The 25,793-nt window shown below is 66.9% G+C and carries 28 protein-coding genes; 11 read left to right on the top strand and 17 right to left on the bottom strand.

What is annotated here, in order from left to right; genetic code table 11:
- Positions 1-661 precede the first annotated feature (661 nt).
- From ACWPN3_RS16425 to ACWPN3_RS16415, 3 genes are read left to right on the top strand one after another with little or no spacing between them, the layout of a single operon-like run.
- Positions 662-1,834 (top strand): bifunctional 2-C-methyl-D-erythritol 4-phosphate cytidylyltransferase/2-C-methyl-D-erythritol 2,4-cyclodiphosphate synthase, encoded by a 1,173-nt coding sequence (locus ACWPN3_RS16425; protein WP_492240518.1) that lies wholly within the window; start codon positions 662-664, stop codon positions 1,832-1,834.
- 36 nt (positions 1,835-1,870) lie between these two features.
- Positions 1,871-2,374, top strand: coding sequence for a CinA family protein (locus ACWPN3_RS16420; protein WP_109049900.1), 504 nt, complete (start codon positions 1,871-1,873; stop codon positions 2,372-2,374).
- 24 nt (positions 2,375-2,398) lie between these two features.
- The gene (locus ACWPN3_RS16415; RefSeq protein ID WP_282188100.1) at positions 2,399-2,605 is read left to right on the top strand and encodes a 4-oxalocrotonate tautomerase; all 207 of its coding nucleotides are present in this window, start codon (positions 2,399-2,401) and stop codon (positions 2,603-2,605) included.
- A 33-nt stretch (positions 2,606-2,638) separates the two neighbouring features.
- On the opposite strand, the gene ACWPN3_RS16410 is transcribed toward ACWPN3_RS16415, so the two are convergent.
- The 12 genes from ACWPN3_RS16410 to modA all read right to left on the bottom strand — a co-directional run bounded on the left by ACWPN3_RS16410 (position 2,639) and on the right by modA (position 14,130).
- Entirely contained in the window at positions 2,639-3,094 is a 456-nt protein-coding gene (locus ACWPN3_RS16410) for a type II toxin-antitoxin system RatA family toxin (RefSeq protein WP_109049901.1), read from the bottom strand.
- A gap of 36 nt (positions 3,095-3,130) precedes the next feature.
- Positions 3,131-4,087: a lipoyl synthase gene (lipA, locus tag ACWPN3_RS16405; protein ID WP_492240517.1), complete on the bottom strand. Its 957-nt coding sequence runs from the start codon at positions 4,085-4,087 to the stop codon at positions 3,131-3,133.
- 61 nt (positions 4,088-4,148) lie between these two features.
- Entirely contained in the window at positions 4,149-4,634 is a 486-nt protein-coding gene (locus tag ACWPN3_RS16400; protein ID WP_492240516.1) for a DUF29 domain-containing protein, read from the bottom strand.
- A 42-nt stretch (positions 4,635-4,676) separates the two neighbouring features.
- On the bottom strand, positions 4,677-6,074 hold the full coding sequence (gene lpdA / locus ACWPN3_RS16395) for a dihydrolipoyl dehydrogenase (RefSeq protein ID WP_109096346.1): 1,398 nt from the start codon (positions 6,072-6,074) through the stop codon (positions 4,677-4,679).
- A 15-nt stretch (positions 6,075-6,089) separates the two neighbouring features.
- Positions 6,090-6,392: a chorismate mutase gene (locus ACWPN3_RS16390; protein WP_492240515.1), complete on the bottom strand. Its 303-nt coding sequence runs from the start codon at positions 6,390-6,392 to the stop codon at positions 6,090-6,092.
- Positions 6,393-6,411: 19 nt separating this feature from the next.
- Positions 6,412-7,740 carry a pyruvate dehydrogenase complex dihydrolipoamide acetyltransferase gene (locus tag ACWPN3_RS16385; RefSeq protein WP_492240514.1) on the bottom strand — a complete coding sequence of 443 codons (1,329 nt, stop codon included), beginning with the start codon at positions 7,738-7,740 and terminating at the stop codon, positions 6,412-6,414.
- A gap of 16 nt (positions 7,741-7,756) precedes the next feature.
- The gene (locus tag ACWPN3_RS16380) at positions 7,757-9,145 is read right to left on the bottom strand and encodes a pyruvate dehydrogenase complex E1 component subunit beta (RefSeq protein ID WP_109096344.1); all 1,389 of its coding nucleotides are present in this window, start codon (positions 9,143-9,145) and stop codon (positions 7,757-7,759) included.
- A gap of 78 nt (positions 9,146-9,223) precedes the next feature.
- Positions 9,224-10,237 carry a pyruvate dehydrogenase (acetyl-transferring) E1 component subunit alpha gene (gene pdhA / locus ACWPN3_RS16375; protein WP_193548464.1) on the bottom strand — a complete coding sequence of 338 codons (1,014 nt, stop codon included), beginning with the start codon at positions 10,235-10,237 and terminating at the stop codon, positions 9,224-9,226.
- A gap of 194 nt (positions 10,238-10,431) precedes the next feature.
- A complete protein-coding gene (locus tag ACWPN3_RS16370; protein WP_199237508.1) occupies positions 10,432-10,803 on the bottom strand; it encodes an FtsB family cell division protein in 372 nt (123 codons plus the stop codon).
- Between the two features lie 735 nt (positions 10,804-11,538).
- On the bottom strand, positions 11,539-12,660 hold the full coding sequence (gene modC / locus ACWPN3_RS16365; protein WP_492240511.1) for a molybdenum ABC transporter ATP-binding protein: 1,122 nt from the start codon (positions 12,658-12,660) through the stop codon (positions 11,539-11,541).
- 2 nt (positions 12,661-12,662) lie between these two features.
- Complete coding sequence (gene modB / locus ACWPN3_RS16360) at positions 12,663-13,358, bottom strand: molybdate ABC transporter permease subunit (protein WP_109096341.1); 696 nt, start codon at positions 13,356-13,358, stop codon at positions 12,663-12,665.
- 10 nt (positions 13,359-13,368) lie between these two features.
- Positions 13,369-14,130, bottom strand: a complete 762-nt coding sequence (modA, locus tag ACWPN3_RS16355) for a molybdate ABC transporter substrate-binding protein (RefSeq protein WP_247872818.1) — start codon at positions 14,128-14,130, stop codon at positions 13,369-13,371.
- A gap of 279 nt (positions 14,131-14,409) precedes the next feature.
- On the opposite strand from modA, the gene rpe reads away from it, so the two are divergent.
- Together rpe and ACWPN3_RS16345 are read left to right on the top strand one after the other, a co-directional pair.
- Positions 14,410-15,063, top strand: coding sequence for a ribulose-phosphate 3-epimerase (gene rpe / locus ACWPN3_RS16350; RefSeq protein WP_492240510.1), 654 nt, complete (start codon positions 14,410-14,412; stop codon positions 15,061-15,063).
- Positions 15,064-15,286: 223 nt separating this feature from the next.
- Complete coding sequence (locus tag ACWPN3_RS16345; RefSeq protein ID WP_085089454.1) at positions 15,287-15,544, top strand: GlsB/YeaQ/YmgE family stress response membrane protein; 258 nt, start codon at positions 15,287-15,289, stop codon at positions 15,542-15,544.
- A 95-nt stretch (positions 15,545-15,639) separates the two neighbouring features.
- Here the strand turns inward: ACWPN3_RS16345 and ACWPN3_RS16340 are convergent, their stop codons facing one another.
- The 3 genes from ACWPN3_RS16340 to ACWPN3_RS16330 form a co-directional block, all read right to left on the bottom strand.
- On the bottom strand, positions 15,640-16,443 hold the full coding sequence (locus ACWPN3_RS16340; protein ID WP_492240509.1) for a response regulator: 804 nt from the start codon (positions 16,441-16,443) through the stop codon (positions 15,640-15,642).
- Positions 16,444-16,691: 248 nt separating this feature from the next.
- The gene (locus tag ACWPN3_RS16335; protein ID WP_109096337.1) at positions 16,692-17,270 is read right to left on the bottom strand and encodes a thermonuclease family protein; all 579 of its coding nucleotides are present in this window, start codon (positions 17,268-17,270) and stop codon (positions 16,692-16,694) included.
- Entirely contained in the window at positions 17,248-17,982 is a 735-nt protein-coding gene (locus tag ACWPN3_RS16330) for an SOS response-associated peptidase (RefSeq protein ID WP_492240508.1), read from the bottom strand. The genes ACWPN3_RS16335 and ACWPN3_RS16330 overlap by 23 nt, the downstream gene beginning before the upstream one ends.
- A gap of 200 nt (positions 17,983-18,182) precedes the next feature.
- Between ACWPN3_RS16330 and ACWPN3_RS16325 the strand changes: the two genes are divergently transcribed.
- Together ACWPN3_RS16325 and ACWPN3_RS16320 are read left to right on the top strand one after the other, a co-directional pair.
- Entirely contained in the window at positions 18,183-20,519 is a 2,337-nt protein-coding gene (locus ACWPN3_RS16325) for a xanthine dehydrogenase family protein molybdopterin-binding subunit (protein WP_492240507.1), read from the top strand.
- A 204-nt stretch (positions 20,520-20,723) separates the two neighbouring features.
- Complete coding sequence (locus ACWPN3_RS16320) at positions 20,724-21,422, top strand: EAL domain-containing protein (protein WP_492261583.1); 699 nt, start codon at positions 20,724-20,726, stop codon at positions 21,420-21,422.
- A 3-nt stretch (positions 21,423-21,425) separates the two neighbouring features.
- Here ACWPN3_RS16320 and ACWPN3_RS16315 read toward each other — a convergent pair whose 3' ends face one another.
- On the bottom strand, positions 21,426-21,917 hold the full coding sequence (locus tag ACWPN3_RS16315) for a GNAT family N-acetyltransferase (protein WP_492240505.1): 492 nt from the start codon (positions 21,915-21,917) through the stop codon (positions 21,426-21,428).
- A 159-nt stretch (positions 21,918-22,076) separates the two neighbouring features.
- Between ACWPN3_RS16315 and cysQ the strand changes: the two genes are divergently transcribed.
- Genes cysQ through rnhA form a run of 4 tightly spaced genes read left to right on the top strand, consistent with a single transcriptional unit; the run spans position 22,077 to position 25,161 of the window.
- Positions 22,077-22,853 carry a 3'(2'),5'-bisphosphate nucleotidase CysQ gene (cysQ, locus tag ACWPN3_RS16310; RefSeq protein ID WP_109049920.1) on the top strand — a complete coding sequence of 259 codons (777 nt, stop codon included), beginning with the start codon at positions 22,077-22,079 and terminating at the stop codon, positions 22,851-22,853.
- The gene (locus ACWPN3_RS16305; protein ID WP_492240504.1) at positions 22,850-23,683 is read left to right on the top strand and encodes a ferritin-like domain-containing protein; all 834 of its coding nucleotides are present in this window, start codon (positions 22,850-22,852) and stop codon (positions 23,681-23,683) included. The genes cysQ and ACWPN3_RS16305 overlap by 4 nt, the downstream gene beginning before the upstream one ends.
- A 13-nt stretch (positions 23,684-23,696) precedes the next feature.
- Positions 23,697-24,680 carry a homoserine kinase gene (locus tag ACWPN3_RS16300; protein ID WP_492240503.1) on the top strand — a complete coding sequence of 328 codons (984 nt, stop codon included), beginning with the start codon at positions 23,697-23,699 and terminating at the stop codon, positions 24,678-24,680.
- 4 nt (positions 24,681-24,684) lie between these two features.
- Entirely contained in the window at positions 24,685-25,161 is a 477-nt protein-coding gene (gene rnhA / locus ACWPN3_RS16295) for a ribonuclease HI (RefSeq protein WP_492240502.1), read from the top strand.
- Between the two features lie 47 nt (positions 25,162-25,208).
- Here rnhA and ACWPN3_RS16290 read toward each other — a convergent pair whose 3' ends face one another.
- Positions 25,209-25,691 (bottom strand): peroxiredoxin, encoded by a 483-nt coding sequence (locus ACWPN3_RS16290; RefSeq protein WP_109049924.1) that lies wholly within the window; start codon positions 25,689-25,691, stop codon positions 25,209-25,211.
- Positions 25,692-25,793: the final 102 nt, after the last annotated feature.

The raw sequence follows: 25,793 nt of genomic DNA, 5'->3' as shown, positions 1-25,793 counted from the left end.
CTTGGACTTCAGCGCCCGGGTCTCGGATCACCGCGGCGAAGGACGACACGGCGCTGAGCGTCAGCAGGGCATAGGTGAAGACCGACACGGCGATGTGCAGGTCGATCCACACGCCCGGCGCGTTGCCGCGTAGAATTGGCGCTGGCGCATCCTCGGTCAGGGTCGCGAGCAGGCAGACCACCAGCAGATAGGGCAGCAGCAGCGGCGCCAGCCTCCAGGCGGTGGCATGGAACAGGCTAAGCCCGATGAACAGGGCCATGCAGGCGGCCGTCGTCACCCACAATGCCGTCGAAAATCCAGTCTGCCACTGGCCGGCGACCTGGAGGATCGCCCACATGCCGGGCCCGGCGGCGGCGAGCAACAACGCGCCCCAGAAGGCCCAGCCACGCCCGTCCACGCCCTGCCCCGCGATGCGCCGGTAGGGGTAGAGGGCGGCAGGCACCAGGGCCACCAACGCCGTCAGGCTCAAAAGAATGTTCTGCGACATGGACCCGAATGCACTCCCGTCTTCCCGCCATCATGCTGCCGAGCGTGCCGGCCGGCTCCCTGACATTGTCCGGAGCGTCTCGGCGGCAAGGCTCGGCACTTGGCGGAACCACGGCGACAGGCTAGGCTCCGCGACGTTTCCGTCAAGTGGCTATCATATCTTACGGTTTGCCTTATGCCCACCTGCATCGCCCCCAGCTGTATTGCTTTGATCGTGGCCGGAGGATCCGGACAGCGGTTCGGGGCCGAGCGGCCGAAGCAGTATCTCGACCTCGCCGGCAAACCGGTGCTGCGCCGGACGGTGGAGGCCTTCCTGGGCCATCCGCAGGTCACCGGCGTGCGCGTGGTCATCGACCCGACATGGCGCGATGCCTATGACGCCGTCCTGTCCGGGCTTGCCCTGCCCGACCCGGTTGCCGGCGGCGCCAGCCGTCAGGACTCGGTCCGCAATGGGCTGGAGGCCTTGGCTGCCGACGGCGCGCCCGACCTCGTCCTGATCCATGACGCCGCCCGCCCCCTGATCGATGCCGACACCATCGCTGCGGTGATCGCGGCGCTGGACAGCTCGCCCGGCGCCATCGCTGCGGTTCCGGTGGCCGATACGCTCAAGCGCGGGAGCGGTGACGCCATCGCCGGCACCGTGGACCGCGACGGGCTGTGGCGGGCGCAGACACCGCAGGGCTTCCGCTTCCCCGCCATTCTCGAAGCCCACCGCGCCGCCGCCGGCCTGTCGCTGACCGACGATGCCGCAGTGGCGGAGCGCGCCGGGCTGGCCGTGGCGCTAGTTCCATCCAAGGAGGACAATTTCAAGGTGACCACCCCCGACGACCTGAGCCGCGCCACCCGCGCGATCATGAGCAGCCTGTGGGACGTGCGGACCGGCAGCGGGTTCGATGTCCACCGCTTCACCGACGGCGATTTCGTGACGCTCTGCGGCCTGCGGGTGCCGCACAGCCATGGGCTGGAAGGCCATTCGGATGCGGATGTCGGATTGCATGCCCTGACAGACGCCATCCTCGGGGCGATGGCTGCCGGCGACATCGGCAGCCACTTTCCGCCGACCGATCCGCGCTGGCGCGGTGCCGACAGCGCCAAGTTCCTGCGCCATGCCGCCGATCTGGTGGCGGAGCGCGGCGGCGTCATCGCCCATGCCGACGTGACCGTCATCTGCGAGCGGCCGAAGGTGGGACCCCACCGCGCCGCCATGGCGGAACGTATTGCCCAGATTCTGGGCATCGAGGTCGGACGGGTCAGCGTCAAGGCGACGACCACCGAGCAGTTGGGCTTCACCGGCCGGCGCGAGGGCATTGCGGCCCAGGCTGTGGCGACCGTCCGACTTCCGGGCTAACATCCTGTCCGACGACACGAACCGGGAGAGGCCGTCATGTTTCCCGAGATCATCCGCGACCTCGCCGCCCAGACTCTCGCCGAATACGGCCTCGCCGGCTTTATGCTGGCGACCGCCGAATCCTGCACCGGCGGCCTGATCGCCGGTGCCCTGACCGATATCGCCGGCTCGTCCAAGGTGGTCGACCGCGGCTTCGTCACCTACACCAACATCGCCAAGACCGAAGTGCTGGCCGTCCCCGCCAGCCTGCTGCATGCCCATGGCGCCGTCAGTCCCGAGGTGGCGGTCGCCATGGCGGTCGGCGCGCTGGCGAAATCGCGCGCCGACGTGACGGTGGCGGTGACGGGAATCGCCGGCCCCGGCGGGGCCACGGAAACCAAGCCGGTGGGCCGGGTCTATGTCGCGACGGCCGTGCGCGGCGGAGCCGCCAAGGCCAAGGAATACACCTTCCCCGGCGACCGCGACGCCGTGAGGATGGCGACGGTCCAGGCGGCGCTGGAGCGGCTTCGGCTCGCCCGGCCGACCGGAAGCCTGCGCTGAAGACTTGCCGACAAACTCTTCACAATGAGGGAAAAAGACCCGATGCCGACCATCAACATCCAGCTGTTCGAAGGACGCACCGTCGAACAGAAGCGCGACTATGCCAAGGCGTTGACCGAGGCGACCGTGAAGGTCCTCGGCTGCTCGCCGTCCGCGGTGGACATTATCTTTCAGGATGTGAAGAAGAGCGATTGGGCGAGCGGCGGGGAGCTGTGGTCGGACAAGAGCTGACCGACCACCCGTCTCAATCGTCCGCGGCCGGCGTCAGGCCGGCTGCGTCGCCCGGCCCGGCCCGTAAAGCTGGGCCGCGCGCGTTTCAAAGGCCTGGACCATGCGGCGGACAGCCTCGTTGAACAGCAGCCCCATGATCTTCTGCAGCATCTTCGAGCGGAACTCGAAATCGACGAAGAAGTCGACGCAGCAGCCACCGGGATGCTCGTTGAAGATCCAGTGATTGTTCAGATACTGGAACGGCCCGTCGGTGTACTGAACGTTGATCCGGCAGTCGGGCTCGTGCAGCTCCACCCGCGAGGTGAAGCGTTCGCGGACCATCTTGAAGCCGATGATCAGGTCCGCGAACATCACGTTGTCTTCGCGCTTGCGGATGCGGGCCGCCAGGCACCAGGGCAGAAACTCCGGATACTTCTCCACATCGGCGACCAGGTCGTACATCTGCTGGGGCGTGTAGGGAAGAACCTTCTTCTCCGCGTGCGTCGGCATGCCCGTATCGTGTCCTTTCTTATTGAGCCGCCTGGATCAGGCGGCCGCGACCCCCAGCTTGCGCAGCCGGGCTTCGCGCAGCTTCTCGAAATCCGCACCCGCATGATAGGACGAGCGCGTCAGCGGCGACGAGGCCACCAGCAGGAAGCCCTTGCCGCGGCCAACAGTGGAATAACCGTCGAACTCCTCAGGAGTCACGAAGCGATCCACCGCCGCATGCTTGGGCGTGGGCTGGAGATACTGCCCAATCGTCAGAAAGTCCACATCGGCGGAGCGAAGATCGTCCATCACCTGCCCGATCTCCTCCTTCGTCTCGCCCAGGCCAACCATCAGACCGGACTTGGTGAAGATCGTCGGATCCAGCTCCTTCACCCGCGCCAGCAGCTGCAGCGAGGCGAAGTAGCGCGCGCCGGGACGGATCGTAGGGTAGAGGCGCGGCGCGGTTTCCAGATTGTGGTTGAACACGTCCGGCTTGGCCTCCACCACCACCTCGACCGCACCCTTCTTCTTCTGGAAGTCGGGGGTCAGGATTTCGATGGTGGTCGTCGGCGACGCCGCACGGATGGCGCGGATGGTGCGGGCGAAATGCTCCGCACCGCCGTCGGTCAGATCGTCGCGGTCGACCGAGGTGATGACGACGTGGGACAGCTTCAGCTGACCGACGGCCTCCGCGACTTTCTCCGGCTCATGCGGGTCGAGCAGATCCGGACGCCCGGTCTCGACATTGCAGAACGCGCAGCCGCGCGTGCAGATGGAGCCCAGGATCATGAAGGTGGCGTGCTTCTGCTTCCAGCACTCCCCAATGTTCGGGCAGGCGGCCTCTTCGCACACGGTGTTCAGCTTCAGACCGCGCATCAACTGGCGGGTCTCGTTGTATTCCTGGCTCATCGGGGCCTTGACCCGGATCCAGGCCGGTTTGCGCTGGATAGGGTTGTCGGGCTTGTGGGCCTTCTCGGGGTGGCGCAGCTTCTCGGTTTGGTCGACGAGGGTCATGGTCTAAAGCTCCCGATGGCCGACGCGATGCCCGGCCCCGACAATAGGTGCGATGAGGATGTCAAACCCGCCATTCCGGCGGAAACAGTTCGGCCGGATAGGACGGATCGAGCGCCTGGTCAAGCGTGAAAGGCGGCTCGACCGGGAAATGGCCGTCAGGGGTATCCGCCTCGTCGGCGGCATCCAGCCGGGCTTTGCGATAGATCTTCTCGAACACAGCGGCGATATAGGGCCGCAAGCTGGGGCTGGCAGCAATCTCATCCACCAGTCGGTCGCGCCGCTCGCGTATCGTTCGACGCCAGCCGCGTTCGCACCGCTCGCGCAGATCCTGACAAAACAACCACTTCAGCAAATGGGTCATTAGGACCCGCAGCCGGCTGTCGATCTCGGACTTCTGGCTGCGGCCCATGCTCTCGATCTCCTCGGCGACGTTCCCCCAGTCGACCGGGGCATTGTTCCGCTCGGCGCCGGCACGGCGAAGCTCCTGCGCCTGGGCTTGGGTCCAGGCATAGAAATCCTCGTCATACGCGGCGCTGCTGCGGTCCATGGCCCCATCCGGCTGGGAAGAACGTCACCTCGGAAACATCAGTTAAAAGTGGATCGCCCGGCCATAGGCATCAAGGACCGACTCATGCATCATTTCCGACAAGGTCGGGTGCGGGAACACCGTGTGCATCAGCTCGGCCTCGGTCAGCTCCGACGACTTGGCGATGCCGTAGCCCTGGATCAGCTCGGTCACTTCCGCACCGATCATGTGGGCACCCAGCATCTCGCCGGTCTTGGCGTCGAAGATGGTCTTGATCAGGCCTTCCGGCTCGCCGAGCGCGATGGCCTTGCCGTTGCCGACGAACGGGAAGCGGCCGACCTTGATCTCGTAGCCGGCTTCCTTCGCCTTCTTCTCCGTCAGGCCGACCGACGCGATCTGCGGGTGCGAATAGGTGCAGCCCGGGATGTTGCGGACGTTCAGCGCATGCGGATGCTTGCCGGCGATGTGCTCGGCGACGATCACGCCTTCATGGCTGGCCTTGTGGGCGAGCCAGGGCGCGCCGGTCACGTCGCCGATGGCGTACACGCCCGGCTCGTCGGTCTCGCACATGCCGTTGGTCTGGATGTGGCCGCGGTCGGTCTTGACCTTGGTGTTCTCCAGGCCGAGGCCTTCGGTGTTCGGGCTGATGCCGACGGCGACGATGACGCGGTCGACCGTGATGTCCTCGGTCTTGCCGCCGGCTTCGACGGCCACGGTCACGCTGTCGGCGGCCTTGCGCAGGTTGCCGGCCTTGCCGCCGGTGATGATGCGCATGCCCTGCTTCTCAAAGGCCTTCCGGGCCATTCCGGAGATTTCCTCATCCTCCACCGGAAGGATGCGGTCCATCACTTCGACAACGGTGACCTTGGCGCCGAGCGCGTTGTAGAAGCTGGCGAACTCGATGCCGATGGCGCCGGAGCCGATGACCAGCAGCGACTTCGGCATGCTGTCCGGGGTCATCGCCTTGCGGTAGGTCCAGACCAGCTTGCCGTCATCCTCCAGGCCCGGCAGCGTGCGGGCGCGCGCACCGGTGGCGATGATGATGTGCTTGGCGCCGAAGGTGCCGACCGGGGCTTCGCCCTTGGAAACCGCCACCTGCCCCTTGCCGAGCAGCTTGGCCGAGCCTTCGATCACCGCGACCTTGTTCTTCTTCAGCAGGTGCTTGACGCCGCCGTTCAGCTGCCCGGCGACCTTGCGCGAGCGGGCGACGACCTTGTCGAGGTCGAAGGACGGGTTCTGGATGACCAGACCATAATCGGACGCGTGCTTGGCGAGATGCAGCACCTCGGCCGAGCGCAGCAGCGCCTTGGTCGGGATGCAGCCCCAGTTCAGGCAGATGCCGCCCAGGTTTTCACGCTCGATGACCGCGGTGTGCAGGCCCAGCTGCGCGGCGCGGATCGCCGCCACGTAACCGCCCGGTCCGCCGCCGATGACGATGACGTCGTAATTGATGTCGGCCAAGGGTGTTCTCCCCATTCAGGAGCGAGGCGCATCCTCGCGGCCGGCGGCAAAGATGCCTTCCTCGACCCGGCACGCCTCGTCGATGATCGTCTGGTACAGGGTGGCCATGAAGTCCAGATCCAGGCCGTAGGCCTTGCCTGCCTCGGCCGCCCGCCGTTTGACCGCTTCGACGCGGTCGGGCAGGACGGCCGGCAGGTTCTCCGCCATCTTCACCGCTGCGACGCGGTGGACGACGGACAGGCGCTTGCCCAGCAACGCGACGATCTCGTCGTCGATGGCGTCGATCTCGGCGCGGAGCGGGGCAAGGCTTTTCGACATGGAACCGGTCCTCCAGCCGTCAGAGCAGCATCGAGAGCGGATCCTCGAGCAGCTTCTTCACCGCTCCAAGGAATTCCGCACCGACGGCGCCATCGGCCACGCGGTGATCGAAGGTGCCGGTCAGGCTCATCACCGTGGCGATGGCCAGAGCGCCGTCCTTCACCACCGGGCGCTGCTCGCTGGCGCCGACCGCCAGGATGCAGGCCTGCGGCGGGTTGATGATCGCCTGGAACTGCTTGATCCCCATCATGCCCAGGTTGGAGATGGAGATGGTGCCGCCCTGATACTCTTCCGGCTTCAGCGCGTTGTCGCGCGCCTTCTTGGCCAGCGACTTCATCTCGTTGGAGATGTCGGCCAGCCCCTTGGTCTCCGCCTTCTTGACGATCGGGGTGATCAGCCCGGTCGGGGTGGCGACGGCGACCGAGATGTCGGCGTGGCTGTACTGCAGCATCGCCTCGTCGGTCCAGGCGGCGTTCAGCGCCGGGACCTTCTTCAGCGCCAGAGCCACGGCGCGGATGATGAAGTCGTTCACCGACAGCTTGTAGGCGTCGGACCGGCCGTTCAGCTCGGCACGGACCTTCATCAGCGCGTCGATCTCGACATCCACCGTCAGGAAGTAGTCGGGAACCGTGCGCTTCACCTCGCCCAGACGCTTGGCGATGGTCTTGCGCATGCCGCTGTTCGGCACGGCGGTGTAGGCCATGCCGAGCTTGTCGGCGAGCGCCTTGGCATCCACGCCTTCGGCCTTCGCCGGGGCCGGAGCCGCTGCGGGAGCCGGAGCGGCGGCAGCCGGAGCCGAAGCAGGGGCCGGGGCGGCAGCGGCCTTGGCCGGGCCGGCGGCCTTGGCGGCCTCGACGTCGGCCTTGACGATGCGGCCGTGCGGGCCGGTGCCCTTGACGGTCTTCAGGTCGACGCCGGCCTGCTCGGCGATACGGCGGGCCAGCGGGCTGGCGAACACGCGCTCGCCACCTGCCGCCGGAGCGGCAGCAGGAGCGGCCGGAGCAGCGGCGGCAACCGGAGCTGCCGCGGGCGCCGGCACAGCGGCCGGAGCGGCAGCTGCCGGGGCCGGAGCGGAACCGGCGGACGCCAGCGCGCTCTCGTCCTCGCCCTCTTCCAGCAGGATGGCGATGGGGGTGTTCACCGCCACGCCCTGGCTGCCGGCCGGGATCAGGATCTTGCCGATGCGGCCCTCATCGACCGCTTCGACTTCCATGGTGGCCTTGTCGGTCTCGATCTCGGCGAGCACGTCGCCGGACTTCACCGTGTCGCCTTCCTTCTTCAGCCACTTGGCGAGGTTGCCCTCGGTCATCGTGGGCGAGAGGGCAGGCATCAGAATCTGAACGGTCATCCTATCAGCCCTCCTCTCAGCGGTAGCAGGCTTGCTTGGCGGCCTTGACGATGTGATCGACCTGCGGCAGCGCCAGCTTTTCCAGGTTGGCGGCGTAGGGCATCGGCACGTCCAGGCCGGCCACGCGGGCCACCGGCGCATCGAGATAATCGAACGCCTGCTCCATCATCAGAGCGCACATTTCCGAACCGATGCCGGCGAAGGGCCAGCCCTCCTCGACGGAGACGAGGCGGTTGGTCTTCTTGACGCTGTTGACGATGGTCTCGGTGTCCAACGGACGGATCGTGCGCAGGTTGATGACCTCCGCGTCGATGCCTTCCTTGGCCAGGATCTCCGCGGCGGCCAGGGCATGGCCGACCATGATCGAGAAGGCGGTGATCGTCACGTCCTTGCCGGCGCGCTCGATCTTGGCCTTGCCGATCGGCAGCACGAACTCCTCGTCCTCCGGAACCTCGAAGCTCTGGCCGTAGAGAATCTCGTTCTCGAGGAAGACGATCGGGTTGGCGTCACGGATCGCCGCCTTCAGCAGGCCCTTCGCGTCGGCCGCCGACCAGGGCGACACGACCTTCAGGCCCGGGCAGTGCGCGTACCACGAGGCGTAGCACTGCGAGTGCTGGGCGCCGACGCGGGCAGCGGCGCCGTTGGGGCCGCGGAACACGATCGAGTTGCTCATCTGTCCGCCCGACATGTACAGCGTCTTGGCGGCCGAGTTGATGATGTGGTCGATCGCCTGCATGGCGAAATTGAAGGTCATAAACTCGACGACCGGCTTCAGGCCCTTGAAGGCGGCGCCGACGCCAAGACCGGCGAAACCGATCTCGGTGATCGGCGTGTCGATGACGCGACGCTCGCCGAACTCCTGCAGCAGGCCCTGGGTCACCTTGTAGGCGCCCTGGTACTGTGCGACCTCCTCACCCATGACGAACACCTTGTCGTCACGGCGCATTTCCTCGGCCATCGCGTCGCGCAACGCTTCGCGGACCGTCTTCTTGACGGTCTTGGCCATGAATTTGTCCTCGTCCGACGCGGGCGCCGCGACCGGAGCCGCCGGCACCGTGGGTGCCGGAGCCGGAGCGGCTTCCGCCACCGGGGCAGGAGCGGGGGCGGCCGGAGCGGCGGCAGTCGGGGCGTTGCCGCCCTTGCTCAGCGCGCTCTCGTCCTCGCCCTCTTCCAGCAGGACGGCGATGGGGGTGTTCACGGCGACGTTGTCGGTGCCCTCGGCGATCAGAATCTTGCCGACGCGGCCTTCATCGACCGCCTCGACCTCCATGGTCGCCTTGTCGGTTTCGATCTCGGCGAGGACATCGCCGGACTTCACCTGGTCACCTTCCTTCTTCAGCCATTTCGCCAGTTTGCCCTCGGTCATCGTGGGCGACAGGGCCGGCATCAGCACTTCGATCGGCATTCCTCAACCTCCGGCGGCGCGGGGAGTCCGGTTTCCCGTCCCACAAGGCGCCGCTCCCGCTTATCGTTGACGTCAGGATCAGACGAGAATGTCGGTCCACAGCTCCGACGGATCGGGCTCCGGGCTCTGCTGGGCGAATTCGGCCGATTCGGTGACGATCGCCTTCACCTCGCGGTCGATCTCCTTCAGCTTGTCCTCGTCGGCGTGGTTGCCGGACAGGATCTTCGCCTTCAGCTGATCGATGGGATCGGATTCCGACCGCATCTTCTCGACTTCTTCCTTCGTCCGGTACTTGGCCGGGTCGGACATCGAGTGGCCGCGGTAGCGGTAGGTCTTCATCTCGAGGATGACGGGGCCGTTGCCGCCGCGGATGTGCGGCACCCACTGGTCCGCCGCGGCCTTGACCTCCAGCACGTCCATGCCGTTGACCTGATAGCCGGGGATGCCGTAGGCGGCGCCGCGCTGGTGCAGCTCGCCGGCGGAGGCGCGCTCCTGCGAGGTGCCCATGGCGTACTTGTTGTTCTCGATGATGAAGAGCACCGGCAGCTTCCACAGCGCTGCCATGTTGAAGCTCTCGTAGACCTGGCCCTGGTTGATGGCGCCGTCGCCGCAATACACGGCGGCCACGCCGCCGTCGTTGCTGTACTTGTGCGCGAAGGCCAGACCGGTGCCGAGCGGGACCTGCCCGCCGACGATGCCATGGCCGCCGAAGAAGTTCTTCTCCTGGCTGAACATGTGCATCGAGCCGCCCTTGCCCTTGGAGTAGCCTCCAATGCGGCCGGTCAGCTCGGCCATCACGCCCTTGGCTTCCATGCCGCAGGCCAGCATGTGGCCATGGTCGCGGTAGCTGGTGATGACGCTGTCGCCATCCTTCAGGGCGGCCTGCACGCCGACCACGACGGCTTCCTGGCCGATGTAGAGGTGGCAGAAGCCGCCGATCAGACCCATGCCGTACAGCTGGCCCGCCTTTTCTTCAAAGCGGCGGATCAGCAGCATCTCGCGATAATAATGAAGAAGCTCTTCGGAAGAGACGGCTTGAGCGGGCGCGGTGTCGGTCAGCGCCTTGGTGGAACGGCGTCGGGACGCGGCCATGATTCCTCCCCAGGGTTCAAGCGGCAAAGGTCATTGACAAAACCTTTTGCCGCCGCGCGTTGCGGGCATACGAGAGCCCGCACCGGAAGCGAATATGGCGCGCACAGTACACGAGCTTCAGGAGGCGCGCAAACGTCTGTTTTTGCAGCGCTATTTCAGATTAACCGCGAAACGGTTAATCGGCTGATATCCCCTTACTTCTGCTGGCCGGACCCTTCCTGTTCCGCCAGCTTCGGCAGCTTTACGATGACGTCGCGCGCGTTCGCGAAGTTCAGCATAAGGCGCGCCCGCTCCTCCAGCATGTCGCGGTCGAGGCCGTCGCCGCGCAGCAGCTGCGCACGGCGTTCCATGTCCTCCCGCTCGGTGCGGAGCTGGTTGAGGACCCCTTCGGCCTGGGCGATCTCCCCCTGGATCTGCTTCATCGCCACCAGCCCGCGGTCGCCATGGACCGCGTAGTAGGCGAAGTAGGCGACCACGCAGGCGCACAGCGCCGGCATGATTGCTTGGCGGATCGCGCTTTTGGCGGCGCGGGCGAGTGTGTCGGTGAGATCGGCGATCATCGTCATGGTGGCATGATGGAATCACAGCGACTTTCCACCGGTCAAACGAAAAAGATGGAAAAACCAAGTCGCAAAAGGTTCGTGTTCTTTGCGCAACCCAATAATGGACATCCGTGGCGCCCAGGCCACAAGTCGCGACGATGTTCCCGTAAAGTTCTCATCAGTCACCGTAAGCATCCGGTGACCGGAACCTGTTCATCGGAACAGGCACCCACCCGGCATAGCACCAAGGTCCATGGAATGAAACCGGCGGTGGCGTGTTTGGACGCATACGACATCACCGGGGCCGTACCGAGTCCGCCTCGTACTCGCACAGCAAGTCCCGTCGATGGCGCCGCCCACTGGCTGAGGAGCAACACTCATGCGCAGCAAGTTTCTGATCGTGGCCCTGCCCGCCCTGCTTCTGGGTCTGGCCGCCTGCGACGACCACAATGCCCAGAATTCCAACGCGTCAAACCAGACCAGCCCGACCACCAGCAGCGGGTCGAGCAGCGGTTCCACCACCGTCCCGCCGCCTTCGACCGGCGTGCCGGTGCAGGGCGGCACCTCCGGCAACTCGATGAACGAGACCACCGGTGCCACCCAAACCGTGCCGGGCGGATCGACCGCCGGCGGGTCGGCCGGCGGCGGCGGCAGCACCGGCGGAATCCGCCACCCCCTCGGGCGGGCAGTAAAATCGGCGGCCACTAAAAACTGTGAATTTGCGGCCCCTCTCCCGTTCGCGGGTGAGGGGCCGTCCGCTTATACGTCCACCACCCGCCCGTGCCGGTCCGACACGGCACCGCCGCTGTCAGGCTCGAAGGCGACGCCCTTGACCAGCGCCACCACTTCGCGGCCCGGCATCAGTCCCAACTCGCGCACCGCCGCACGGGTGATGCGCGCGATCAGGAAAGAACCGCCCACCGCCAGCCGCACGTCGGCGGAGGAGGGGCCGGCTTCCGCCAACTCGATCACCGTCGCGGCCAGCGCATTGCGCAGACTGACGCCGGCCAGCGGCTGCAATGCGACGATCACGTCGCGGGCATGGATGTGCAGCCGCACTGGGGATCCGGGCAGGCGGTCGATCTGCGGCACGGTCAGCCGTCCGCCGTCGAAGGCCAGCACCGACAGACCGTCTTCCGGAACATGGGCCTCGACCGTCAGGTCCAGCACGGCACCGGCATGCTGCGCGCCGGTCACCGCCGACAGGTCCAGCCGGCCCATCACCGTTCCGACCGGTCCGGACGCACGCACCCTGCCCTCCCCGATCAGCACCATGGTGGTGGCGAGCCGCACCACCTCGTCCAGCGCGTGGCTGACCATGACGATCGGAATGTTCATCTCGTCGCGCAGCCGCTCGATGTAGGGCATGATCTCCGCCTTGCGGGCGGCGTCGAGCGAGGCCATCGGCTCGTCCATCAGCAGAAGGCGCGGCTGCGCCAGCAGGGCGCGGCCGAAGGCGACGCGCTGCCGCTCGCCGCCGGACAGGCCGCGCAGCCGGCGGTCCAGCAGATGGCCGAGCCCTAGCAGATCCACCACCGGGCCGAAGGCGATGCGCCGCTCCGCTACCGGCACACGGCGCAGGCCGTATTCAAGATTGCTGCGGACGGTCATGTGCGGAAACAGCCGGGAATCCTGGAAGACGTAACCGATGCGCCGCTTCTCCACCGGCACGTCGATGCGCCGGGCGCTGTCGAAGAACACGGTGTCGCCGACGCGGATATGCCCCTCGTCCGGCCGGGTCAGCCCGGCAATCGCATTGATGACAGAGGTCTTGCCGGACCCGGAGCGGCCGAACAGCGCCGTCACGCCGCGTTCCTCGGCGGCAAAGGCGACGTCGAGCGTGAAGGCGCCCAGCCTCTGGCGGATTTGCAGGTCGAGCATGATCAGACCTGCCCGATCAGGCGGCGAACCCGGTTCGCCAGGAATTCAGACAGCATCAGCGCCAGCAAAGCCACGGTGAAGGAGATCGCCGCCAGCCTTGCGGCCACCGCATCGCCGCCGGGTTCCTGCGTCGCGGCGTAGATCGCCAGCGGCAGGGTCTGCGTCTTGCCGGGGATGTTGGACACGAAGGTGATCACCGCTCCGAACTCGCCCATCGCCGCGGCGAAGGCCACGATGGCGCCGGACAGCAGTCCGGGCGCCATCAGCGGCAGCAGAATGGTGAAGAAACGGTCGACCGGCCCGGCGCCAAGCGTGCGCGCCGCCGCCTCCAGCCCACCGTCGATCGCCTCCACCGACAGGCGGATCGCCCGCACCATCAGGGGGAAGGACGTCACCGCCACCGCCAGCGAGGCGCCTTCGGCGGTGAAGATCAGCTTGATCCCGAAGGTGTGGTACAGCCAGCCGCCGACCACTCCCTTCGTCCCCATCGTCACCAGCAGGATATAGCCGGTGACAACTGGCGGCAGGACCAGCGGCAGATGGACAAGCCCGTCGAACAGCGTCTTGCCCGGAAAGGAATAACGGCCGAGCACCCAGGCGGCGAGCACGGCGAGCGGCAATCCCAACGCGATGGCGACGCCCGCGACACGCAGGCTCAGCAGCAACGCGGTGGTCTCCATCGGCGTCAGGATTTCCATGCCGCTGAGCTTACGGTGCTTTGGGTGCCGGGACGAAGCCGAATTCCGTCCAGACCGCCATGCCGTCCGGCGACTTCATGTAGTCGAGGAAGGACGCGGCAGCTGCATTCTTCGAGGACGCAACCAGCGCCGCCGGATAGGTGATCGGCGGATAGCTGTCGGGCGGAAAGGCTGCCGCGACCTCCACCCCCGGATCGACGGCGGCATCGGTGCGATAGACGATGCCGACCGGCACCTCGCCGCGGCTGACCAGAACCAGGGCCGCGCGCACGCTGTCGGCCCGCGCCAGCTTCGGTTCGACCGCCGCCCACTGGCCCAGCTTCTCCAGCGCGGCCTTGGCGTACTTCCCGACCGGAACGTTCGACGGGTCGCCGGTGGCGAGCCGCCCGTCGCCCAGTTGCTCCGCCAGCTTGCCGCCCTTGGACAGGTCGGGCTTCAGAGTTGATCCCTTGGGCACCACAACCACCAGCTCGTTGCCGAGCAGATTCACCCGGCTGTCGGTCTTGATCAGGCTGCGCTGCTGGAGATAGTCCATCCAGTCGAGATCGGCCGAGATGAAGATGTCCGCCGGAGCGCCGTTCTCGATCTGCTTGGCCAGTGCCGACGAAGCGGCGAAGGAGGAGGTCACGGTGGCCCCGGTCTTCGCCTTGAACTGCGAGGCCAGCTTTTCCACCGCATTCTTGGTGGAGGCCGCCGCCAGCACCAGCACATCCTGCGCCATCGCCGCCGGTGCCGCGAGCGTCAGCCCGACACCGAGAATGACCGCCGACATCGCCGACCTGAATCGGCCGCGCCCAAGAGCCCCATGCAACCCAACCATCGCCACCTCCTGCCGGATTAGACATTTCATCTATATTCCAACGGATACAGCGCTTCGCATTTGCGGTAAAGCGCAAACGGTTTGGCCGACGCTGGATCCGGATCTCAAACGCCGAACCTGTGCACGCATATCGGGCGTTCACATCATGTCATGACTTGCCTTGCTACGCCGTGATAGGAAGTTCGGCTGATCGGACCCGGTCCAAGCCACCTCCCGCACCAGGAAAGCCCCATGCGCGCCGTCAAGATTTCCCCCTCGATTCTCTCCGCCGATTTCGCCCGGCTGGGCGAGGAGGTCCGCGCGGTCGATGCCGCCGGCGCCGACTACATCCATATCGACGTGATGGACGGCCATTTCGTGCCGAACCTGACCATCGGGCCGGGCGTGGTGAAGGCGCTGCGTCCCCACACCGCCAAGGTCTTCGACGTCCATCTGATGATCTCGCCGGTGGATCTCTTCGTTCCGGACTTCGCCAAGGCCGGTGCTGACATCATCACCGTCCATCCGGAGGCCGGTCCGCACCTGCACCGCACCATCCAGTTGATCAAGTCACTGGGCAAGAAGGCCGGCGTGTCGCTGAACCCTGCCACGCCGGTGGACGCCATCCAGCATGTGCTGGAGGACATCGACCTCGTCCTGGTGATGACGGTCAATCCCGGCTTCGGCGGCCAGAGCTTCATCAAGAGCCAGCTTCCGAAGATCCGTGACCTGCGCGCCCGCATCGACGCGCTCGGCAAGCAGATCGACCTTGAGGTGGACGGCGGCATCAACCCGGAAACCGCGCGTCTGGCCATCGAGGCCGGCGCCGACGTGCTGGTGGCCGGTACCGCCACCTTCACCGGTGGGCCGGAGCAGTACGCCGCCAACATCAGCGCGCTGCGCTGACCCGGTCAGAATGACTGCGGCCCCGAAAGCGCCCCCGATCAGGGAGCGCTTTCGGGACTGTTTTCGTTCGGAGAGGCGGTCGGGAGGATACGGCGTAGGGCCGGCAGGTTCTGCCCTACCGAAAGAATACCAGTCCAAAAGATCCGCCGGTGGCGAGAACCAAATCCCTCTTTGCCCGTTATTGGGCATGGGAAGACGGTCCCGCAACGGAAGGGAAATCACCATGGGCATTCTCTGGACGATCATCATCGGCTTTCTCGCCGGCATCGTCGCCAAGTTCCTGATGCCGGGTCGCGATCCGGGCGGCTTCATCATCACCACCCTGCTGGGCATCGCCGGCGCCTTCGTCGCCACCTATCTGGGTGCTGCCGTCGGTTGGTACCGGCCGGGTGAAGGTGCTGGCTTCATCGGCGCCATCGTCGGCGCGATCATCATCCTGGCCATCTACCGCATGATCGCCGGCCGCCGCACGACGGTGTAAGGACGGTTCAGAGAAATGCCGGCCTGCCTGCAGGTCGGACATGAAAAAGGGACCGCGGGACGACCGGCGGTCCCTTTTTCATTGCGTGATCGGCATCAGGCCAACGCCACCGGCTGCGGCATGAAGATGGCGCGGGAGATGGCGGCCTGGATGCCCGCATTGGTGAAGGGCTTGCGCACGATCTGCCCCAGATGGCGGGCATCGCGGGCCAGGATGTCATCGTCGAACGCAGTGACGAAGATGGTGCGCAGGTCGCGCACGCGTTTCAGCCGCCGGGCGATCTCGATCCCGCTGCCGCCATCGGCCAGCCGGACGTCCAGCAGGGCCAATGTCGGCTTTTCGGCATCCAGCAGCGCCAGCGCCTCCGGCTCGTTGCCGGCGGTGCCACAGACGACATGGCCCATTTCCGCGACCAGCGCCCCCAGTTCCATCGCCAGCAGGACATTGTCCTCGACCACCATGACCCGCTGCACCATGGTGCTGCGCACCCGCGCGCGGGCCGATTTCAGCCGCGCAATCGCCTCCCCCGTCCTCAATTGCAGGACCTTCGCCGCCTGCGGCAGGGACAGCCCCTCCAGTGCGGTGAGCAGATACAGGCGACGGTCGGGCTCCGGCAGTTCGGCCAGGGCACGTTCGATGGGATGGGGAGAGGGCAACGGGCGGCCGGGCGGCCCGAATTCCTCAGGAGAGCGGTCGAACAGCAGGTTCAACAGGGCGTACATCGACAGGCGGGCGCCGTCGCCGCCGCGGTCCAGCCCGAAACGGGTGGGTGCCATCACCGCAGCCTCGACACAGCGGGTTACCAGCGCGTCGCCACGGTCTGTGGCGCCGGTCAATGCGCGCGCATAGCGGCGCAGCACCGGAACCACCTCGAACAGTTCGCATTCGTAAACGAGCATACCCGTGACTCCGCTCCCCGGTGGGAGTTGCCGCTCTGGAATCGCGCCGGCCCTGTCCAATCGGGCCACAGAACCTGCTTGATGATCGTCCGTCGTCTTTTCCGGATCCTGACCACGACCGGCGGAGGGGTCGACTGGGAAATGGGGGTGTGGGCGGTCATCGCCCGGTCAGTAAGCTCCGATCAGGGTCGAGCCGGCCGGTCGCTTGGCTTCCGGTCACTTTACGCACGTGTCACTTGGCGCACGCATCACTTGGCGTTTTGGCGAATCTGCCTGCTGCGCCATTGCCAGGGCTTTTCCACCTGCCCGGCCCACAGCCCCAGCCGCTTGCTCTGGGCATAGGCCTCGCCCTTCTGATAGGCGGGCGACAGGCTGGCATATTGGAAGGCCCAGCCGCGCGCCACCATCGCAGCCCCCAGATCGACACCGCGCACGCGGCATTCGCCCTTCTTCTCGCCGGTGCGGTCCTGTTCGGTGACGGTACAGGTCACCTCCTCGCCCTTCACCATGTTGGCAAGCACCGCGGTGGCGACCTTGAAACAGTCCAACTCGTGGCCGTAGCGGTTCTTGCACTTCTGCCCCGGATCGGGCGCATCGATGCCCATCAGCCGCACCGCCGTCCCATTGACGGTCAACAGATCGCCCTCCACCGCCATGGCGGTGCCCTTGATCGTCTGGTCCGGTGTGTTGGCAATCGGGCCGCGGCTCTTGGCCGACTGGTTGGTCTGCGCCGCGGCGGAGCCGGCCAGCAACAGCACCGCAACGACCGCCGCAACCCTCATGGCCGCCGCCAGCGCCATCGCCTCAGAACAGGCTCGGCTGGTCATCGCCCCGCTTGTCCTTCGCTTTCGCCGGCACGGTCTCCTGCGGCGGGTCGAGGCAGGAGCAGTCGTCGTTGCGGACGCTGTTGACCTTCGGCCCCACCGGCACGACGTCCAGCCACTCCTCCGGTGCCGAGCGGATCAGCCGCTCCAGCACCGGCAGCGGGGTGGCCGGGTCCAGCCAGGCATCCCAGTCGGCGGGGTCGAGCACCACCGGCATGCGGTCATGCAGGAATGACAGTGTGGCATTGGTAGCTGTCGTCACCACCGTCGCGGTTTCCAGCGGCGGATCGAGCGGAGCGGCGCCCTTCGGTCCGCGCCAGCGTTCCCACAAGCCCGCGAGCGCGAACAGGCCGCGGTCGCGGCGGCGGATGACATGGCCCTGCTTGCGCGGCTTGGCCCCCTCCCCCACGCTGGTCCATTCATAGAATCCGTCCAGCGGGACCAGGCAGCGGCGCTTGCGGAAAGCATCGCGGAAGGCCGGCTTGTCAGCCACCGATTCGCCGCGCGCGTTGATCATGCGGCCACCGATGGCGGCATCGTCGGCCCAGGGCGGCACCAGCCCCCAGCGGACCATTGCCAGATGGCGGCCGTCCTCCTCCCGCCGGATGATGGGAATGTCCTGGGTCGGGGCGATATTCCACCGCGGCATCAGGTTCAGCCGTTCGGGAACGCCGAACAGTCGCTGGACCTCGCTGACCGGGGTGGTGAGAAGCATTCGTCCACACATGCCCTGGAATATGGCCCCGGAAGGTTCCGTGCGCCAGCCGCATTCCCAAACGTCGCTGCGTTCCACCGACAATCCTTGCAACGGACAACCGTCACCCATACCGGCGGCCGGGGTTTCCCTGGCGCTCAAGCCGGCCTATCTTCGCGGGGCAGACCAATCGCATCGCACCGGAAGGCGGGAGTTCACCCATGAAGTTCGGCATCGGACAGGCGGTTCCGCGCACCGAAGACGCCCGGTTGCTGACCGGCGGCGGCCGCTATACCGACGACGTGTCTCTTCCCGGACAGGCCTATGCGGCCTTCGTCCGCTCGCCCCATGCCTTCGCCGCCATCGGCGCGGTCGATGCGTCGGAAGCGCTGGCGCAGCCCGGCGTGCTGGCGGTCTACACCGTCGCCGATCTTGATACCGAGAAGATCGGCATGATCCCCTGCCAGGCGGCGCTGAAGCAGCGCGACGGGTCGGACTATGTCCAGACGCCCCGCCCGGCGCTGGCCCGCGGCTTCGCCCGCCATGTCGGCGACCCGGTCGCAATGGTGGTGGCGGAAACGCTGGAGGCCGCGCGCGAGGCCGCCGAGCTGGTGATGATCGATTACGAAGACCGCCAGTCCGTCACCGGCACGCTGGAGGCGCTGGAGCCCGGCCGCCCGCTGGTGTGGGACGAGGCGCCGGACAACCTCTGTTTCGACTGGGACACCGGCGACGAGGCGGCAGTGGAGGCCGCACTGGCCGGCGCCCACCGCGTGATCGAGCTGGAACTGGTCAACAACCGCGTCGTCGCCAATCCGATGGAGGGCCGCGCCTGCGTCGCCGGCGTCGAATCCGGGGCGGACGGCGCACCCGGCCGGCTGCTGATCTATGTCACCAGCCAGGGCGTGCATGGCCTGCAGAAGCAGTTCGCCAAGATCCTGAACGAACCGGAACAGCGCATCCGCGTGCTGACCACCGATGTCGGCGGCGGGTTCGGCATGAAGCTGTTCAACTATCCCGAATATGTCGCCTGCCTGTTCGCCGCCCGCCGTCTGAACCGCGCGGTGAAATGGGCGGCCGACCGGATCGAGGGCTTCATCAGCGACGACCATGGCCGCGATCATGTCAGCACGGCACGCCTCGCGCTCGATGCCGACGGGCATTTCCTCGGGCTGCGGGTCGATACCGTCGCCAATCTCGGCGCCTACCTGTCCAACTACGGCCCCTTCATTCCGACCGATGCCGGATCGGCGATGCTGGTCGGCTCCTACAGGACGCCTGCCGTCTATGTCCGGGTGAAGGGCGTCTTCACCAACACCCAGCCGGTGGACGCCTATCGCGGCGCCGGGCGGCCGGAAGCGGCCTATCTGCTGGAGCGGCTGATCGATCATGCCGGCCGCGTCACCGGCCTCGGTCCGGCGGAGATCCGGCGGCGCAACTTCATTCCGGCCAGCGCCATGCCCTATGCCACGCCGATGGGGCAGGTCTACGACACCGGCGAATTCGTCCAGAATCTTGAGGACGGGCTGATCCTTGCCGACATGGCCGGCCTGCCCGCCCGCAAGACGGAGGCGAAGGCCCGCGGCAAGCTGCGTGGTGCCGGCCTGGCCACCTACATCGAGGCCTGTTCGGGCGGCGGGCCGGAGCAGGCGACCGTCCAGGTCAACGGAGACGGCAAGGTCGTCCTGATGATCGGCACCCAGACCAACGGCCAGGGGCACGAGACCGCCTACAAGCAAATCCTCGCCGACCGGCTCGGCGTCCCGCCGGAAGATGTGGAGGTGGTGCAGGGCGACACCGACCGAGTCAGCTGGGGGTCCGGCACCGGCGGTTCCCGCTCGGTCCCGGTCGGCGGCTCGGCATTGGCGGAGGGGGCGGCCAAGGTGGTGAAGGCCGCGACCGCCGTTGCTGCCGACCTGCTGGAAACCGCGGAGGTCGATGTGGAGTTCGCCGAAGGCCGCTTCACCATCGTCGGCACCGACCGCTCGGTGTCTCTGAAGGAGGTGGCGGCGAAGGCGGCAGACGGCGGCACCGGCGGCATCGCCTTCTCCGAGATGGCGCGCTGGACCCCACCGGCCAGCACCTTCCCCAACGGCTGCCACATTGCCGAGGTGGAGATCGATCCCGCCACCGGCATCGTCGAGGTTCTGCGCTACAGCGTCGTCGACGATTTCGGCACGGTCATCAACCCAATGCTGGTGATCGGCCAGATCCATGGCGGCGTGGCGCAAGGGCTGGGTCAGGCGTTGCAGGAGCGCGTGGTGTTCGATCCCGACAGCGGCCAGCTTCTGTCCGGTTCCTTCATGGACTATCAGATGCCGCGGGCGGTCGACATGCCGCCGATCGAGGTGAAGCTGAACAGCGTGCCCAGCACCACCAACATGCTGGGCATGAAGGGCGCCGGCGAGGCCGGCGCCATCGGCGCGCCGCCAGCCATCATCAACGCGGTGGTCGATGCGCTGTCCGACCTCGGCATCACCCACATCGACATGCCGGCGACGCCGGAAACCGTGTGGGCGGCAATCCGCCGTGCCGAAACCCGGATGGCTGCGGAGTAGGCTGTTTAGCGAGGCTTACCGGAACGGTAAGGGAAAGTCCTAGTCGGAAGGTGCGGCACTTGCCACACCTCCGTCGGATGAAATCCATGGCATTGTTCCTTACCTAAAGGTGGCAATCTATTGACTGGCAGGGGTAGGGCGATGGCGTTTGGTGACGGTGGGTGTGGCGGACAATGTGCTGACCGTCTCGATCTGGACTTCACGATGGCGTTCCAGCCCATCGTCGACGTCGCCAATGGCGGTGTCTGGGCGCATGAGGCGCTGGTGCGCGGTCTTGAGGGTCAGGGCGCAGGCTGGGTCCTGGGACAGGTGACCGATTCCACCCGCTATGCCTTCGACCAGTCCTGCCGCATCAAGGCCATCGAACTGGCATCGTCCCTGCCGATGAACGGCGCCCGCCTGTCGATCAATTTCCTGCCGAACGCCGTCTACAAGGCGGAAGCCTGCATCCGCGCCACGCTGGCCGCCGCCCGCCGCACCGGCTTCCCCACCGACCGCATCATCTTCGAGGTGACGGAGAACGAGCGGGTGGTGGACCACGACCATCTGAAAAGCATCTTCAACGAATACAAGCGCCAGGGCTTCCTGACCGCCATCGACGATTTCGGCTCCGGCTATTCCGGCCTGAACCTGCTGGCCGAGTTCCAGCCCGACATCATCAAGCTGGACATGGAGCTGACCCGCAACATCGACACCGAGCGGGCACGGCGCAGCATCGTCAAGGCCATCCTGGCGGTGTGCGAGGATCTCGCCATCACGCCCATCGCCGAGGGCATCGAGACGGCGGACGAGGCCAAGACCCTGCGCGATCTTGGCGTCACCCTGATGCAGGGCTACCTGTTCGCCAAGCCGGCTTTCCAGGCCGTGGTGACCGATCCGGAAATGGCGATGCTGGCCGCCTGAGCCTCACTCCCACGCCCGAACCGGTGCGGTCATGTAGCTCATTCCCCCGCCATAGCTGGCCAGCTTGGCCTCCAGCGCCGGCCCACCGTCCGCATAGGGCGTGAAACCGGCCCGGTCCCAATAGCTCCGCGCGCCCGGCGTGGAGGTCAGCGCCAGCCACCGCCAGCCCTCCCGCGCCGCCAGCCCGTGCGCATAGCCCAGAACCGCCGCCCCCAGGCCGGTGCCGCGCGACTCCGGCAGCAGCGCGATGTCATGCAGATACAGGCAGTCCGCATCGGCCGGCAGGCTGCCGAGCGGCGTATCGAGGGGCGGCGGCACGCCGAGCCTGCCGGGATGCATGACGCCGTAGCCGATGGCCTCTCCGCCGCGCTCGGCCACACGGCAGCCGGCGGGGTAAAGCGCCAGCCGTTCCTCGAACACGCTGCGCTCCTCGGGATAGGCCGGATGCACGATGTCCGCGATGGCGAGGACCCGATCCAGATCGGCCGCGGTCATAGCACGCCATAGGGCCGATGCTCCGCGGCCCTCTCCCCGTTCACCGTGCGACTGTAACCCGGCCGTCATCCGCCTTCTCCGTTCCACACCCGTTCAAGAGCTTCCGGCCCGCCATCGGGCACGGTATGCTGACTCTTCATACCATAGGGAGTTCACCCCATGCCCGATGCCGCTGTGGCGCGCCTGCTGCCGACGGTCCGCACCATCGCTCACGAGGCCGGTCAGGTCATCCTGCGCTTCTACAACGACGGCATCGACGTCGCCACCAAGGTCGACGGCAGCCCTGTCACGCAGGCCGACCATGCGGCGGAGGCGGTGATCGTTCCGGCGCTGCACCATCTGCTGCCCGGCGTCCCGGTTGTCGCGGAGGAGGCGATGGCCGCCGGCCATAAGCCCGACATCTCCGGCGGCCGGTTCTGGCTGGTCGATCCGCTCGACGGCACCAAGGAGTTCATTTCCCGCAACGGCGAGTTCACCGTGAACATCGCCCTGATCGAGAATGGCGCCCCAGTGCTGGGCGTCGTCTACGCTCCCGCCACCGGCGACCTCTATGCCGCGGCCGGCCCAGGCACCGCCGTCCATTGCGCGGAAGGCCGCCACGACCACGCGATCTCCGTCCGCAACCCGCCGGCCGACGGGCTGACCGTCGTCGCCAGCCGGTCCCACGGCAGCGGGTCGGTGCTGGACGAGTTCCTCGGCAACTATGCGGTGAAGGACCGGGTATCCTGCGGCAGCTCGCTGAAATTCTGCACCGTGGCGAGCGGCAAGGCCGACCTCTACCCGCGCTTCGGACCGACCAGCGAATGGGACACCGCCGCCGGCCACGCCGTGCTGATCGGTGCCGGCGGCCGGGTGGAACAGCCGGACGGCTCGCCCCTGGTCTATGGCAAGGACGACATCCTGAATCCGAACTTCGTCGCCTACGGCTGGAAATGACATCTTCCGTATCGTGCCTGGGTGAAGCGGCGACCGCGGTGCTCACCACCGCGGCGCCGCTGGAGAAAGTGCGCCTGACCCGCCGTCACGCCGCCGCATGGCGCGACGGTCTTCTGTCGCCCGACGTGCCGGCACCGCCGCCCGACCGCCCTGCCCGTCCCGACCGGCCGGAGCTGAAGCTGCCTCGCGACATGCCCAAGCGCGGGCGCGGCGGCAGTGCCCAGAACCGCATCGCCCTGCTGCATGCGCTGGCGCACATCGAACTGAACGCCATCGATCTCGCCTGGGACATCGTCGCCCGATTCGCGCCTCTCGGCCTGCCGAAGGGCTTCACCGACGACTGGATCCAGGTGGCCGACGACGAGGCTCGGCATTTCCAGATGCTGGAAACCCGGCTGAACGCGCTGGGGTCCTCCTATGGCGACCTGCCGGCCCATGACGGGCTGTGGCAGGCGGCGACCGAGACCGCCCACGACCTCGCCGCCCGGCTGGCGGTGGTGCCGATGGTGCTGGAGGCGCGGGGACTGGACGTGACGCCGGAGACCGTGCGCCGCCTGCGCGATTTCGGCGACGCGGAGAGTGCCGATTTGCTCCAGACCATCCATGACGAGGAGATCGGCCACGTCGCCGCCGGCCGCCGATGGTTCGTCCATCTCTGTGCCGACCGCGGGGCGGAGCCGGTCGCCCTGTGGCAGGAGCTGGTCGGCCGCCATTTCCGCGGCGGGCTGAAGCGCCCGTTCAACACCGCCAGCCGTCAATTGGCCGGCTTCGGCCCGGAATATTACGAGCCGATCACTCCCGAAATTGACCGCAAGCCGGAAACCCGGTAAGGCGCTGCATATCATGGCCGTATACACCGAAGTCACCGACGAGGATCTCAGCACCTTCGCCGCCCAGTACGATCTGGGCGCGGTGCTGTCGTGCAAGGGCATCGCGGAGGGGGTGGAGAATTCCAACTTCCTGCTGGTGACCGAACGCGGACCCTACATCCTGACGCTCTATGAAAAGCGCACGCGGAAGGAGGATCTGCCCTTCTTCCTCGGCCTGATGGAGCATCTGGCGGACAAGGGCATCGCCTGCCCGCTGCCGGTGGCGGCGCGCGACGGCGTGGCTCTGCGCGAGCTGTGCGGCCGCCCGGCGGTGATCGTCACCTTCCTGGCCGGCATGTGGCCGCGCCGGATCACGCCGCAGCATTGCGCCCAGTTGGGCGAAGCACTGGCGCGGCTGCATCTGGCGGTCGGCGATTTCCGCATGGAGCGGCCGAACGCGCTGGCCCTGCCCGGCTGGAAGGATCTGTTCGCCAAGTCGGCCGAGCGCGCCGATGAGGTGGCCCCCGGCCTGCGCGCCACCCTGGATGCCGAACTGGCGGCGCTGGAGGCCAACTGGCCGGTCGGTCTGCCTTCGGGCGTCATCCACGCCGACCTGTTCCCGGACAACGTCTTCTTCCGCGGCGACAGCCTGTCCGGCCTGATCGACTTCTATTTCGCCTGCAACGACTTCCTCGTCTATGACGTGGCGATCTGCATCAATGCCTGGTGTTTCGAGATCGACGGCTCGTTCAACGCCACCAAGGCCCGGCTGCTGCTGTCCAACTACCGCAAGGTCCGGCCGCTGTCCCGCGAGGAGCTGGACGCCCTGCCCTGGCTCTGCCGCGGCAGCGCCGTGCGCTTCCTGCTGACCCGTCTCTATGACTGGCTAAACCACCCGCCGGGCGCCTTCGTGCGGCCGAAGGATCCGCTGGAATATCTGCGCAAGCTGCGCTTCCACCAGTCGGTCCGCGGTCTGGGCGACTATTTCCTCGACGACTCGGATGCGGGCAGGAGCTGACGGCATGACGGACAGCACCATTTCGCCCGAAGCCGGCGGCAAGACCGTCGACATCTTCACCGACGGCGCCTGCAGCGGCAATCCCGGCCCCGGCGGCTGGGGCGCCATCCTGCGCTATGGCGAGGTGGAGAAGGAGCTTTACGGCGGCGAGCCGGCGACCACCAACAACCGCATGGAACTGATGGCGGCCATCATGGCGCTGGAGGCCCTCAAGAAGCCGGTGACCGTCCGTCTCTTCACCGACAGCGAATATGTGAAGAACGGCATCACCAAGTGGATCCATGGCTGGAAGGCCAAGGGCTGGATGACCGCCGACAGGAAGCCGGTGAAGAACGTCGATCTGTGGCAGCGCCTGGAAGAGGCGAAACGGCAGCACGAGATCGAGTTCCACTGGGTGCGCGGACACGCCGGCCACCCCGAAAACGAACGTGCCGACGAACTGGCGCGGCGCGGCGTGGCCGACGTGCGGGCCAGAAGCTGAACAGGCGCCCCCTCCCCGGACCTTCCCGAGGAGGGGGCGCTTTACGATCAGACCTTTTCCAGCACGGCTTCGGCCGACGACACCTCGAACTTGCCGGGGGCCTCGACGGCGACATGGGTGACCTTGCCGTCCTCGGCCACCAGGGCGAAGCGCTGGCCGCGGGTGCCCAGGCCATGGGCCGAGCCGTCCATGGTCAGGCCGAGAGCGGTGGTGAAGGTGGCGTTGCCGTCGGGCAGCATCTTGACCTTGTCGCCGACGCTGCCCTTGTCACCCCAGGCGCGCATCACGAAGGGATCGTTGACGGCGAGGCAGATGATGCTGTCCACGCCCTTGGCCTTCAGCGCGTCGGCCTGCTGGACGAAGCCCGGCAGGTGCTTGGCGGAGCAGGTCGGGGTGAAGGCGCCGGGAACGGAGAACAGGACGACCTTCTTGCCCTTGAACAGCTCGTCCGTGGTGACTTCCTGCATGCCGTTGTCGGTCAGCCACTTCAGCGTGACGGACGGAATGGTATCGCCAACCTGGATGCTCATCGTCTCTAACCCTTCCGGTTTTTGGGTTTGGCCCGTTTTCGGGTCCGGCCGGACCCTCTTTGCGGAGCCCGGCCCTGCATCCCTTCTATCCCTCGCGGCGAG

The sequence above is a fragment of the Azospirillum sp. UENF 111221 genome, assembly GCF_058780625.1.
Note: the sequence above shows the minus strand (reverse complement) of the source record. Positions and strands in the feature narration are given on the sequence as shown.